At 39.1% G+C, this 12954-nt stretch carries 12 protein-coding genes; 6 read left to right on the top strand and 6 right to left on the bottom strand.

The genetic code is table 11. From position 1 onward, the window contains the following. Positions 1-325 precede the first annotated feature (325 nt). Both JEY82_RS18005 and JEY82_RS18010 read left to right on the top strand, forming a co-directional pair. Positions 326-865, top strand: coding sequence for a hypothetical protein (locus JEY82_RS18005; RefSeq protein ID WP_304088248.1), 540 nt, complete (start codon positions 326-328; stop codon positions 863-865). Positions 866-1099: 234 nt separating this feature from the next. Then, the gene (locus JEY82_RS18010) at positions 1100-2728 is read left to right on the top strand and encodes an aminotransferase class V-fold PLP-dependent enzyme (RefSeq protein ID WP_304088251.1); all 1629 of its coding nucleotides are present in this window, start codon (positions 1100-1102) and stop codon (positions 2726-2728) included. A 230-nt stretch (positions 2729-2958) separates the two neighbouring features. On the opposite strand, the gene JEY82_RS18015 is transcribed toward JEY82_RS18010, so the two are convergent. The 5 genes from JEY82_RS18015 to JEY82_RS18035 all read right to left on the bottom strand — a co-directional run bounded on the left by JEY82_RS18015 (position 2959) and on the right by JEY82_RS18035 (position 8889). After that, the gene (locus JEY82_RS18015) at positions 2959-4224 is read right to left on the bottom strand and encodes a hypothetical protein (protein WP_304088253.1); all 1266 of its coding nucleotides are present in this window, start codon (positions 4222-4224) and stop codon (positions 2959-2961) included. A 9-nt stretch (positions 4225-4233) separates the two neighbouring features. Beyond that, positions 4234-5661: a hypothetical protein gene (locus tag JEY82_RS18020; protein WP_304088256.1), complete on the bottom strand. Its 1428-nt coding sequence runs from the start codon at positions 5659-5661 to the stop codon at positions 4234-4236. Then, positions 5662-6900: a tetratricopeptide repeat protein gene (locus tag JEY82_RS18025; protein ID WP_304088259.1), complete on the bottom strand. Its 1239-nt coding sequence runs from the start codon at positions 6898-6900 to the stop codon at positions 5662-5664. Between the two features lie 18 nt (positions 6901-6918). Next, positions 6919-7926, bottom strand: a complete 1008-nt coding sequence (locus JEY82_RS18030) for a hypothetical protein (RefSeq protein ID WP_304088262.1) — start codon at positions 7924-7926, stop codon at positions 6919-6921. Positions 7927-8007: 81 nt separating this feature from the next. Beyond that, positions 8008-8889: a hypothetical protein gene (locus JEY82_RS18035; protein WP_304088265.1), complete on the bottom strand. Its 882-nt coding sequence runs from the start codon at positions 8887-8889 to the stop codon at positions 8008-8010. A gap of 434 nt (positions 8890-9323) precedes the next feature. Between JEY82_RS18035 and JEY82_RS18040 the strand changes: the two genes are divergently transcribed. The 4 genes from JEY82_RS18040 to JEY82_RS18055 all read left to right on the top strand — a co-directional run bounded on the left by JEY82_RS18040 (position 9324) and on the right by JEY82_RS18055 (position 12152). Next, the gene (locus JEY82_RS18040; RefSeq protein ID WP_304088268.1) at positions 9324-10079 is read left to right on the top strand and encodes a NifB/NifX family molybdenum-iron cluster-binding protein; all 756 of its coding nucleotides are present in this window, start codon (positions 9324-9326) and stop codon (positions 10077-10079) included. After that, positions 10076-10636 (top strand): hypothetical protein, encoded by a 561-nt coding sequence (locus JEY82_RS18045; RefSeq protein WP_304088271.1) that lies wholly within the window; start codon positions 10076-10078, stop codon positions 10634-10636. The genes JEY82_RS18040 and JEY82_RS18045 overlap by 4 nt, the downstream gene beginning before the upstream one ends. Positions 10637-10788: 152 nt before the next feature. Beyond that, positions 10789-11796, top strand: a complete 1008-nt coding sequence (locus JEY82_RS18050; RefSeq protein WP_304088274.1) for a substrate-binding domain-containing protein — start codon at positions 10789-10791, stop codon at positions 11794-11796. A gap of 65 nt (positions 11797-11861) precedes the next feature. Further along, positions 11862-12152 carry a hypothetical protein gene (locus JEY82_RS18055; protein ID WP_304088277.1) on the top strand — a complete coding sequence of 97 codons (291 nt, stop codon included), beginning with the start codon at positions 11862-11864 and terminating at the stop codon, positions 12150-12152. Positions 12153-12213: 61 nt separating this feature from the next. On the opposite strand, the gene JEY82_RS18060 is transcribed toward JEY82_RS18055, so the two are convergent. Beyond that, positions 12214-12945: a 1-acyl-sn-glycerol-3-phosphate acyltransferase gene (locus JEY82_RS18060; RefSeq protein ID WP_304088279.1), complete on the bottom strand. Its 732-nt coding sequence runs from the start codon at positions 12943-12945 to the stop codon at positions 12214-12216. Between the last annotated feature and the right edge of the window lie 9 nt (positions 12946-12954).

Here is a 12954-nt window from a genome sequence, read left to right on the forward strand (position 1 = left end):
GAGAAGCTGTAAAGTTAACGCAGCTTATCCTTTATGCAAAGTTCATTAGAGTTGCACTTGCGAGTTGAATTCAGGAATTTAAATAAGGGACTTGTGTGAAGTTATGCATAAATATTTTTTTAAAGTTATTATTGTCTTTTTATTTTGCATATTGATTGGAACTATTCCTCCAGCTTTTGCCGCTAAACGAGAGATTGTTCTGGTTACTTATAAGCCTTTAAGTCAGCCGGATGGGAAATTTTTGTCCCTCGTCTATAGTGAGGTGTTTCGAAGACTCGGAAGGGCTTTGTCGTATAAAGTTTATCCCGCTAAACGGTGTGAACTAATGTCTAATTCTGGGAAGGTCGATGGAGATTTATCAAGGATACATGGCTATGGTGATTATCACCCAAATTTAGTTAGAGTAGAGGAAGGTCATTGGGATTCCGGGTTTTTGGCAGTTGGAATTAATCCAGAGATTAAGCTCGATGGTTGGAGTAGTTTAAATGGAACGGACTATAGAGTTGTATACCGAAGAGGTATTAAAGGGTGTGAAGTCAATCTTCCAAAATACGTTAATGCTTCAAAATTAGATATAGTATCAAGTGTTAATAGTGGGTTTAGCAAAGTTCTTCGTAATTGGTCCGATATTTATGTGGGGGCAGATATGAATATTGTAAACGCTCTCAAAAGTGAAACGTTTGAAAAAGCTGAGTTGAATATAATTGGAGTTATGGATAAATTTTCAGCACATTTATATCTTCATAAAAAAAATAGAATTTTAGCTCCCAAAATAACGAAAAGACTTAAGTCTATGAAAAAAGATGGAACAATTGCAAAGTTTAGAAAACAAGCTGGGCTAAAATCATATTTTGATAAACAGTAATTTTGAACACGTTTAAGATCATTTTATTTTTTAGATAAAAAAACTCCGGTAGGAGTTAACTCTGTGATGTCTGGGTTGTTCGTAAGCTTTGTGCTGTTGAAGATGCTCGTGAAGCAAAGAAAAGGGCTGTAGATGTATTTGATAAATTTCCAATAACTTACTGCTTAAAATAAAGTTTTGTTATAAAAATTATATATTGATTTGAATTTAGGCTTATTAAAAGGAGATATCACTATGAGTAATTTAACACGACGCAATTTTTTAAAAAGTAGTTTAGGGGCAAGCGGGGCGCTATTACTTTCCTCTACAGCTTTTGCAGGGGAAAAAGAAAAAAAAGAAAAACATAAAAAGTTAGAAAAAGATCCAGTATACGCTCTGGAAGAAATTGATGATCTGATAAATAAGCTGGAAAAAAAAGGCCGTAAATTTAGAGCTGATCAATTGGATGCGGACAATGAAGCTCAATGGGATCGACTTGTTGAATATTATTTTGACCGTGATGACTATAGTTGTCTTTCAGTCAATTCAGCAAATCTTTGCCCTTCTATGAAGCCGGTCAGCAAAATGGTGGATCTTGTTCAGGATATGTTAAAAAAGGACATTTCCTTTCCCATGAGAGGCGAACTTGCAGACGCTAGTCTCAGCAGAGGGCTTGATTCCATCAAAAATTGGCTTGGACTGGGAAAACAGGAATATGAAGCTGATTATTTAATGGCTTTGGTTGCAAATTCAACTCAGGGTAATAACTTTATTAATAACGGTTTGATGTCTTCTAAATTTTTTAATCCTGAAAAAGATAACGTAGTTGTCTGGGATGTAAACCATCCAACCAACTACCAAGCGTGGGAATATCGAAAAGCAACTCAGGGGTGGAGTGATGATTCAATTCGGATATTGAGAACGAAAATGTTCAGCAATTCCGTAACATCACAAGAGCTTGAAAATGGAGTATTGCCCTCCGATCCGAAATCCGAAGATGATATCATCAAGGCATTGAAACAGACGGTAGATAAAAACACAAAAATTGTGACTTTATCATGGCAATCCAATGAATGTGGTATGCTTTTACCTATGGAACGCATCGTCCACGAGCTTAGAGCCATTAATAAGGATATGCATATTCATGCAGACAGTGCGCAGACTTTTGGAGTTTTAGACTTAAAACTTGGAGATTTAGACGTAGACAGCATAACCGGTAGTTTCCATAAATGGCCTTGTGGTCCTAAAATGGTCGGCCTTCTGTACATGAACAATAAGTCAAATGCTGCTGAACGATTCATCCCTAGTGAATGGGGATATGACGAACATATCAAGACCCCTGAGGATTACGGCTTTATGGCCAAAGATGGAGTTATTGATCCTAATGCCAAGCGTTTTTCCTATTTAGGTCAGCAGAATGATGCGACTCTTGTTGCTACTTGGATGACAGCTTTATTCCACACAGGAAAACTGCACCCTAATGTTACCCCTGCTAAAATTGAAAAAAGAATTCATTATTTAGGAACTAAAACCAAAGAAGCTCTGTTCAAAAATCTACCTAGAATCTATCCGGATTTTAATGAAAAAGAAGCGTACAAATGGATTAGCACTCCAACTACTGATGATAATTTGCGTAGCTCTGTCTTTTTATTCAAATGTCCGCAGGGAGTACAGGCTGGGAATGTGATCAAAAATGTATATGAAAAGCATCAATTGGCCATTGCAAACTTGAAAGTGCTAGGCCATGATTTAATCAGAATATCTCCAACATTTTGCAATACCGCTAATGACGTAACTCAAGTAGTAGAAGGTACAATTGATGTTATTTACAACATGCAAAAAGGTAAATTAGCGAATAATACTATTTACCGTTCTTATGCTTAAAAAATATTTGAAATAATTACTTTCAGTTTTTATATGGATTTCCTCATAATTTATTTATGAGGAAATCCTTTTTTTGGGGCATGTATATAAAATTGATTCGTCAATTTTATTTTTTCCCGGGTTAACTCTTTTGGCGTTTTACTTAATCCGCATTTGTAACGTTTAACGAACTTAAAAACCTTTTTCATATCGGTATTATGCCGATATGAAAAAGGTTTTTACATAAAGTATTACTGTTGTATCAAAACTTTTTGTCCGTTGAAGTGGATATTCTTTTCAGGAATTTTTATCCCCATTCCTTCGAGCACTTCAAGGAGTTCTCCGAATACAAAGTCATCTGCAGGAACTCCTTCAGCCAATTTTAAAATAAGATTTTCAGATTTTATTTCAGAGAATTGAATCATTTCCGGATTAAGAGTTTTTTTAACTTTGTACATAGTTCTCTTGGAATTTAGATGCACACTAACAGTTACAGGCAGTGCTTTTTCTTTTTGTGCATGGACCTGGGCCATGGAGGCCATTCTTCTTATTTGTTTTTTGGCTTTATTCATAAGCAGGGATGCTGCGCTAGATGCCACTTCTGTTAACCCGTCACGAATGGCTACACTGGGTTGTCCTTCAGGAACCATAACCATAAAATCCTGACTGCCCACAGATTTAGTTTCTCCTGAATTTAAATCATATAGAGAAATGGCTATAGCTGCTTTCAATTCTCGTGTGGTCTGATCAAAATATAAAGACGCAATTCTATAATAAAGAATAATTGTATTTTGCGCTGCAAATTTTGTTCGAACAATATTCAAAAGTCTTCTGTTTATTACAAAATCTTCTGATTCTCCATCAAAGTAAACTCCGACCAGCGGGTCATCGTTTGACATCCTCATCTTCTGGAATTCATTAAAAGTATCCAGTCTGGTAAGTTTAAGTCCTTCCTGATTTGCTTTACTGATTATTGTATCCCTGATTGCCCGTTGGTACGAAGTATAGAAAACCACAAACGGTCCTAAACCGCGCAGTTTTCTTACTCCTGAAGAATCCTCCGGATTGAGGATCATAGATATATTAGCCTTTGATGGCGGTTCTTCCATGATCAGGATAACAACCTTTGCTGCTCCGCTTTGTGGTCCGCAACCCAATTCTTCAAGAGTGTAGTTAAGTTTCTCATCATCAATGCGTATTAGATATGACGCTTCCATAGAATCGCCAATCTGAGAAATGCCTTGAGATGTGACTCGTTTGATAAAAGCGGCCCTGTCATCAACTAACTGCTTGGCACATGATGTACCTACGGCTGCGGGGCTGACTCGTTTCAGATAGCTGATTATAGCTTGTTTTCCAGCTAGAAGCTTTGCTTGTTTTTTCGCTTTGAAACTGCGTTTACCTTTTACTGTGACGGAAACACCGATATCTTCGTAGGCATTTCCGATTGAGGCTGTTAACATAAAAATGAGAACAGCAAGTACGATGGCTGTTGTTTGTGAAACTCGGTAAGTCATTTCAGCCACCTAATTACTCATTTTTGTTGTTTCTTGAGAGTCCTCTAGCGCCCTGTAAGCTTCACTATTTCTAGCATCCATATCCAAAGCAAGTGTGCAACGTCCTATGCCGTCAGCAAAATCCTGATCTGTATTTGCATACTCATTGAAACCAAAGCGATATATTTCTAAAGACCTGTTAAAGTCTCCAATCCCTTCAAACGATAACGCTAAATTGTATATATCGCTTAAGTGGCCGTCCAAGTATGAGTTTGCTGAACTAGTTATTTCTTCTAAGCTCGGTTTGACAAATGGAATCCTTTTTTCAGCAGGAAGTTCTGCTTGCTTTTCAGCATATTCAGCTTGCATCTTTCTGATAAGCATTTCTTTAGTTATTTCTTCAAACTCCAGAGAGTCTAAAAGTTGCTGAGCTAGCTCTGTATCTTTATTAGCGATTTTAAGAGCCAAATACTTAGTTAACCCCCTAAAAGCTTCAGTCATGAACATGGTTTGTGTTTTTTTGTCGAGGCCATGCATCGAAATGTCAAATTCTTCGGAATGAGGTTGAATTAAGTTCTTCAAGCGTGTGGAAACAGTATTTGCCAGGTCATTTTTCATACCCACAGAGGTAGGTATGCTTTCGGTTATGTTGGTCACTTCATTGTCTAAAGCTGTTTTTCCTTGAGAAGCGGAGCTTGGAGTCCATAAACTTGTTAGTTGGGAAATATCGGGAAAACCGAATCCTTCTTTTGTCGTTAAAGTTGTTATTCTGTTTTTGGCTTTTTTAAATGCTATAAGCTCAGTATTTGTTGAAAAATGACCATTACTAATGATTGCCGGTTTTTTTGCAATTTCAAAAACCTGTGCAACTTTTTCAACTTGCCCTTTAGGGGTGAGTCTATAAACCGACAAACTCATCATTAAACTTGCTGTAACAGTTCTATAGTGCGATTTATAAAAAGTATCTCGCTTCTGAGTAACCAAAGATTTAGAACAATAAATAGGTTTTCCTTCATCTGTTTTTCCACATACATATTCCCTGACAACCCATCTAGACAGGGACATTTTACTTGGCATGTAATTTTTATATTCATCAGAAATCTGCCACCAAACTTGCCCGTAAAGAACACCGTCCAGGCGGTCGCCCGGTTTTGCTCTTTTATTGATTTTGACAAGTTTTTTTTCCAGAGCTAAATCTACCAGCTGAAAATGAGGCTCGCTATAGAGAGTGTTTTCCACACAGCGGCGAGCTAGTTCGCAAGCCTTTTTGTCTGCGGTATATTTGCCGGTTGCAAGGTTTGGAGAAACAGAATTGAAAGGCAATACCGCAATTTTACTGATACCTGATATTTTGATTTCGCCCGGGGCAAGTAGTTTTATTTTTACTTTCGGTGCACAGCCAGAAATCATGCAGACCATGGTAAGTAAAATTGTAAAAGCAATGTATATTTTACGCATTTATTGATCCTCGTATTTCTTCTGCTGGTAGTTATTTATTTTAGTAGGATCCTTAAGACAGCTTGAAGCCGTTACTAATTTTTTGACCCGCAAAAAGGATTCGCTTGCACTAATGTTTTCAGGATCTGCTTTTGCTGCCATTTCATAGTATGCCAAGGCTTCATTTCTATCCCCGATAATTTCCAAGATAATTCCCATGTTTTCATAATCAGGAGAATAGTCTTTTGTTGTATCGATCAGATCATTGATTCTTTCCTGTTCGAGAGAGACTTTCTTTTCTGGATCTTCAGCGCTTGCAATTAATTGATCATATTTCGAATTAATCTCTGCTGACAATTTATCCATAGTTTTTTCTTCTGCTTCAACAATCGGCCCAAGCTTATTAAATGCGTCATAAAAAGCAGTACCCTTTACCAAGGCCACTACGGAAGAATCACCTTTTTCATTGACTAACAGAGATCTTGATTCCCGGTGCGGAGATATGTCCATTACAATTTTTGAGATTGCGTCGTTGAATAGATTTTGTGCAACTTCAAGATAAGGAGCTTCCGAGTTACTACCGGCATCACCACCAGCTTTATTTTCAAATTCAAGATCGTCAAATTTTCTAGAATAGAGTTTTTTCCCGGAGCAGTCATATAACGTACAAACTAAGCTGCCTTTTGCTTTAACTTCAATATATGAAACTTTACTGGTTACAACTTTCTCGGTAGGCGTGTTTGCTTTTGTACATGGAACACCTTTTTTGTTTGTTATAATGCTGTAGTTTTGAGTAATAAGTGTAGTTTTTATCTTGTCTACACCTTTAGTCCTTTTATAGTTTATTGTTGCGTAAACTTTGAGCTTTGCCGGTTTACGTATTTTTACTATTTTAACGGCATATCCGTGTTTAGAGTTCGCTAATTTATTTCGTACAGCTTTTAGACCTTCAACATCTCCGTATATTTCATCAGAAGGTTTAATATACCCGTTAAAGTATAACTTAGAACTGAAATCGTTAACTATTGTATTGGTAAAAACATTAGAAATGTTTTTAGATGTTTTTTTACCAACTCCAGATATTTTAATTTGGGGTTTATCAATATTTATTCTTTCAATGCTGGCTACATCTGAGAACGCAATCGGGGGCATTATGTACTCAGCGTAGACCATTTTTTTGGTAGTTTTACATCCAGAAGCAGTTAAAATAATTAAAGCCAAACAAACGCTTAAGCCTATTGTATAGATTTTTCTTAACATATTAATTACCTTTTAAATCTAGAGCATAATGCCTAAACGTTTTGCAGTTTCTTCCAATCTTGCCATTGAATCCGCGGTTGCATCAATCAAAGTCTTATCTTCCGCAAGCAACAATATTCTTGCATAGCCATCATGAATAACCTCGGCGCTTTGCTCGGATATCCCTCTAGCTTCTTTTGTCATATAGAGCAGGTAAAAATTCGCCAGATCCTCAGACATAACTCGTTTAGGAGTTTGATTCTGCTCAGCTTCTTTTTCCCATTGTTCATAGCGGGCAGGAGTAAGATCAGACAGAGGAACTGGTGTAACTAGTGATTCTAATTTTTTGTGGGCTTTTTTTATTTGGTTGGAAAGAATAAGTCCTTTTGCTTCTGCGTCTCCGCCACTTGGAAATATTACTGGAATATTACGCCGTTCTTTAGATAACAGTCCGTCAATATTTTTTATAATCTCAGCCATTAGTTTGCTGCGCGTTCCCTTGGTGTCGCAAGAAACTTTAGCTTCATTTTTATTTTGCTCTCTAACCCATTTCGTATCTTTCGCGACTACATTGAAATAAGCCAATGGCTCAAGATTGTTGATTTGATAAATACTTACGCCCCCGACAAGTGCGGCGGTATATGAGGCCCCATAGTCTTTAACCATAATATCATGTCCGCTTCCATCTTTGTTTTCTATGGCTTTTTTATAGTAGCGGACATTGTATGAAGTCTGTTTTGAATTGTCACATCGGTCAGCCCAAAAAGTATCTAAATTGAGAACATATCGGGGATTCGGTCCGTTTCCAACTTTAAAATAACCGGCATGGTTTAGTTTTGCCGCGAGTTCTCGTGCAAAACCGGGAGTCTCTTTTTTTGTGGTTGTTGTCGGGATAATTCTTAGCAGGGAATCTTTTTTTATGATTGAAAGTTTGGAAGGTACTTCAAAATTGACTTCCGCATTAGGGGCAGGCCTTTTTACCGCGCACCCTGCAAGCAACAAAAAAGACAGACTTGTCGTTATGATTAAAAACCTATTTAACTTCATCAATTCCTCCAAATATGAGCGTATGAAAAATGCAAACTTTTTTTGTAACTTATATCAATATTGTTGCTGATTAGAAGATATTTACCAGCTGTTCTGCTGTTGAACTCGATTCATCTTCATCCTTTTGTTTCGGACGGCATGAACTTGTAATCCGGATATGTATATGGAACTTTTTAGGTTAAGCTTCTTAAACATCCGAACCATATTTCTTTTTAGCTTTGCGGAATCCACGCTAGATCTGTAAAAGAGTTCACTATGCCTTTCAGAATTTTTGGAATTAGATTTAATCCGGTGTGAATCATACCCTGAAAAGGTTTGGATGGTGTCTTCAATATCCATGATTTCATAGTTATTGAATCCGTCAAAAATCATAACCCATTCCTGTAGGCGTCCGCCTTCAGCGTCAACATATCCAGCAATGCGCTCAGCTAAAACGTCCCCAACTTCCTGACCCAATATTGCTGAAATGTCCGAGAGAGCTTCCAACTCATCATTTCGTGAATAAGGCTTTTCTATCGGCTTTGATATTTGAGACTTTATGTCGAAATTCCCCAGTTTGGAGCCATCATAAACCGAGACCAAGCGTCCTTCCACACGAGGCCTGATTCGCACTGTATTTTTATCATTTTTCTTGTTGGGATAAATGGAAAAAATGACGACAATATCAATGCCTAAATCTTTTGCAGTTTCGATTAATTCAGCATCATTTCTGTTTGTTTTCTCCCGGAGATGAGACGTGGAAGATAAAGCAACTTCGTCTTTTACGTCGAACCCTTGATTAAGCAGAGAATTTGAAATTGAATTAAGAACTTGCGTAAAAGGTCGTGAATCACGAGAGAGGGTTCCTTGGTTGAAACCTTCTCCGGCAATCATTATTCTGGGCAAATCAGCTGCAAAAGCAGGATTGATTGATATACAATATAGTAGGACAAAAAAGAGTACTGAAAATAAGTTGCGGATCACTCTAACACCTCCATTATGGTCAAGACATGATTTGATATCTAAAAAGTAGAAGTTTAACAAGCCTGTATATATAAATAAGTGGCTTAAAAATAATGACGGTGGTTTTGTTTGTGAGTTTTGAACGGGTTAATGATGTGGTTTGAATTAAAGAAAAGAGCCAGCCTTTAACATGAGCCTTACCGGGATTCTTTCAAGCGTGACCGGTTGCACCGTGAACTGGAACTAAAGAGTTTATTTTTGAGTTACTGGATAGTTCACAAAGTTGGCAGGATTTTCATCCTAAGAAGGATTATCAGTAAAATTTTAACCTTAAAAAAGTTCTTTTTTTTAAGGTTACGACATATTATGTTCTCGTAATTTGGAAAAATTTAAACTCAAAAATATAGACTCTTAGAGGTCGCATGAAAATAGCCATTCCAAGTACTACACCTGATATGAACGGTAAGGTGGAACAAAAGCTGGGTACAGCCGCCTATCTACTGGTTATTGAAACCGAGGATATGTCTTTTGAGGTCATGGCTGGTCCCTCGCGCTCGGCTGGGCCCGGAGCAGGAGTACAGATCATTTCGCAAGTTGTGGGCATGGGGGCTCGAATTATTCTCGTAGGTCAGGTCGCACCACATATTGTTAAGACTTTGGGAAAACAAGGGATTAATGTTATTAATCATGTTTCCGGACCTGTGAGTGAGGCTTTGTCGGCCTATTTGCACTCGGAACAATCCCTTTCGGTTTCGGAGTGCAACGAAGTAAAAGTTGAACAAGCAACAATAAGAGATGAATGGATTGATGCCTTACTTAAGGGGTTGCGTCAGTTTTATACCCTTTTGCCGCGGCTGGTAGGTGTTATTCTGCTGCTGAGCCTGTTTCGGGGATTTGTGCCGGAACAAACGCTGTTGTCGTTATTTTCCGGTTCGGCCCTGTATGATTCATTCTGGGGAGCGAGTCTTGGGAGTTTTATGGCTGGAAATCCTGTAAACAGTTATGTCATCGGTCATGGTCTGTTGGAAGCCGGAGTGGGGTTGACTGGAGTTATGGCCTTAATGCTGGCTTGGGTCAGCGTGGGGGTAATTCAAATTCCTGCTGAGTCTGCTGCTCTGGGTTTACGTTTTGCATTGGTGCGCAATGCGGCTGGATTCGTAGTGGTCATCTTTGTCTCTTTGGTTGTATTCTTGTTGGGAGGCGGCATATGAGCAAATACAGTGACTCTTCAATTCTTTTCCGTTTTGGTTCTTTTCTAAAACCATGGTTGTTTCCTTTGGCGATAGTGGCTTTATATGGGCTTGGATTATTGTTTGCGCCAGCGGCCGCTGAACGTGCCCTGAACATCAGCGGTTTAATGTTCCATCAGATAGCTTTGCCTCTTTGTCTGGCTCTTATTATTATGGTGCTGTTTAATCGGTTTTTGTCTTCAGCAACTGTAACTTCTTTTCTTGGTAAAAAATCCGGGTTGAAAAGCGTATGTTTTTCTTCATTGGCAGGAATTATCTCTATGGGGCCGATTTATGCTTGGTACCCATTATTTAAGTCTCTGAAAGAAAAAGGAGCTTCGGATTTTCATGTAGCTAATTTTATAGCCTGCCGTTCAGTCAAACCTGTACTTTTCCCGGTATTAGTGGCTTCATTCGGTTGGTCTTTTTCCGCGCTATTCGTTTTGTTGAGTCTTCTTTGCGCGTTGATTGTCGCATGTATAGTCAGCTTGGCGTGTTCTGGATCTTTGGGATTTTGGGGTGGTGATGTTTCTGATTGAATTTTGTGTTATTGTTGCTAAATTTTTGGCACAGATTTTCGTGAATATCATGATTGATTTATGCGTCGTGTTCCGGTGTCTAAATTTATTCATAATTATTTAGCAATTGTGAAGATAATAAAGGAGATAGGATTAGTGTGCGGAGCTTTAACTTGAAAAGTAAATTGTCGGTTGTAATCTTTTTGTTTGTTGTCACAATGTTGAACCCAATCCAGACAAGAGTTGCAGATGCAGATGCAGTTGCACCCAAAAAACTTTCCATCGCAGTAATACCGGAACGGGGTGATCTTGATTTTTGGAAACTATTGAAAAAAGGAGCTGAGAGCACAGCGAATGAGGATAGTGGGATCGAACTTCTTTGGATTGCTCCAGCGGGATTTGGAAATTTTAAGGAACAGAAACGTAAGGTCGATTGGTGTATTAATAATAATGTCGACGCAATTGTGATTTCTCCAATTCGTAAGCTTAAGATGCAAAAATCATTGGATAAAGTTTTGCATTCGGGGATACCGATAATTCAGATGGTTTCAGAGACATTTAATGGCGCAAAAATTGGCTGTATTCACTCTGATAATTTTAAAGGAGGTATGCTGGCGGCTGAATATCTGGACAAAAAGCTGAAAGGTTCCGGAAAGGTGGGGCTGGGGCTGTTCAAAAGAGGAAACAACCCGGTGAGCATGCGAGTTAAGGGATTCAAAACGCAATTGCATAATTCGGGGTCTAAGATCAAAGTAGGCAAGTCGATGTATATTGGCGGAGATTCGGAACTAGCTTTGGCAAAGATTAGGGCCACCATGTGGAGCGAGGGAATGGATTCGAAAAAGAATCCAAAGCTGGATGCCGTTGTTGGTCTGAATGAAAGTAGCAGCGAAGTTATTTTGGAATTTTTTGAAAAAATGGGGAAACGTAAGGATTTGGCATTTGTAGTATTTAATCCGGATCCAGAGATGATCCAGAAGATAGAAGAAGGTTCTATTCTTGCGGGAATAGCTCAAGATCCTTATAAGATAGGTAGAATTGCCGTGGCTCAGGCAGCAATGGCAGCCAGAGGGAAGAAAATTCCTTTAGAGACCGTGACAGAAGTCTATCTGGTGACCAAGGAAAATTTATCACAGCCGAAGATCCAAAAAATACTCGGTTTAAAAGAGCGCAACTTATAGAATAGTTTGGAATTTAAAAAAACTATTTTTGAATAATTTTTCAATCAAATTTAAGGAGATTTAAAATGGATTTAGTCAGAGATATAGATGTACCTTGTATGGCTGAGGGGATCGGTTCAGGAAAATTGACGATTAAACATCCTTCAGGCTCTTGTGGGCAGCCCGTATTTGTAGCTGAGTCTTCGACAACCGGATATGGTCCTACGGAGGTTTTATCAATTCAACCTTTAGAGGGGCATACCTATTCTGAGGAGCAACTCGAGTATGTACGGTATCACGGTTTACAGGTGCATGGTGCGCTTGCATGGTATATGGAAGACTGGGCGCCAAGTGCTCATATATGCAAAGGGCACTAGATCCTGCTGTAGAATTGCGGACATAATCTTAAAAAACTGACCCTCCTTAAAAGGTTTAGCTTTATAGCGCCTTCCTGATTGCTTCGCGGGCTGTATCCATCAGCAACCGAACATCACCCTGAAAATCATCAGGCTCCAGAGCGGGAAGGACAGTCATGCGGATTGTGCTGGAAGTGTTGAATATCCATTTCCCTTTGGGTATTGCTCCGCCAGTTCCCTGAATGGCGATGGGAAGAACTGCCACCTTTTTTTTCAGTGCCAACTTGAATGCTCCGTTACGGAAAGTTCCCAGATCGCCGGTTTCGCTACGGGTACCTTCAGGGAAGAACGTTACGGACATCCCGTTGTCGATCCAGATTGACGCTTCCCGGTAAGCCTTGCGAATGCTTGAAAGGTTGGACCGTTTGAGCCGGATGTGTTTTGCCAGTGACATGCACCATCCCAGAAAAGGAACCCGGAACAGGGAATCCTTGGCTATCCATTTGAATTGCATGCGAGTCTGAAAAAGCATGGCTATGTCCGCCATGGATTGGTGGTTGGCCACCACGACGTAGGTTCGATCCTTGTCGATGTTGTCCAGACCTTCGATTGCAACGTTCCAGTAGGGGTTTATGCGGATGACTATTTCCGACCACCAGAAACATTGCGCATGCTGAATTTTACGTTTTCTGTCAAAAGGGAATGTCATTGCTCTGAGTGTCAGCATGACCAGAAAGAGCAGTATCGTAAGTAATATGGAGGATGCCCATATGATTGCTGACATGGCAATCCGTTTTGTAGCGGAGGCTATCATGATTCTTCT

Source organism: Maridesulfovibrio ferrireducens, from assembly GCF_016342405.1.
Lineage (GTDB): Bacteria > Desulfobacterota > Desulfovibrionia > Desulfovibrionales > Desulfovibrionaceae > Maridesulfovibrio > Maridesulfovibrio ferrireducens_A.

Bases quoted from the DNA above. Each gene is read 5' to 3' on its own strand.
- JEY82_RS18005 (WP_304088248.1), top strand. From the start codon at position 326: ATGTCTAATTCTGGGAAGGTCGATGGAGATTTATCAAGGATACATGGC.
- JEY82_RS18010 (WP_304088251.1), top strand. From the start codon at position 1,100: ATGAGTAATTTAACACGACGCAATTTTTTAAAAAGTAGTTTAGGGGCA.
- JEY82_RS18015 (WP_304088253.1), bottom strand. From the start codon at position 4,224: ATGACTTACCGAGTTTCACAAACAACAGCCATCGTACTTGCTGTTCTC.
- JEY82_RS18020 (WP_304088256.1), bottom strand. From the start codon at position 5,661: ATGCGTAAAATATACATTGCTTTTACAATTTTACTTACCATGGTCTGC.
- JEY82_RS18025 (WP_304088259.1), bottom strand. From the start codon at position 6,900: ATGTTAAGAAAAATCTATACAATAGGCTTAAGCGTTTGTTTGGCTTTA.
- JEY82_RS18030 (WP_304088262.1), bottom strand. From the start codon at position 7,926: ATGAAGTTAAATAGGTTTTTAATCATAACGACAAGTCTGTCTTTTTTG.
- JEY82_RS18040 (WP_304088268.1), top strand. From the start codon at position 9,324: ATGAACGGTAAGGTGGAACAAAAGCTGGGTACAGCCGCCTATCTACTG.
- JEY82_RS18045 (WP_304088271.1), top strand. From the start codon at position 10,076: ATGAGCAAATACAGTGACTCTTCAATTCTTTTCCGTTTTGGTTCTTTT.
- JEY82_RS18055 (WP_304088277.1), top strand. From the start codon at position 11,862: ATGGATTTAGTCAGAGATATAGATGTACCTTGTATGGCTGAGGGGATC.
- JEY82_RS18060 (WP_304088279.1), bottom strand. From the start codon at position 12,945: ATGATAGCCTCCGCTACAAAACGGATTGCCATGTCAGCAATCATATGG.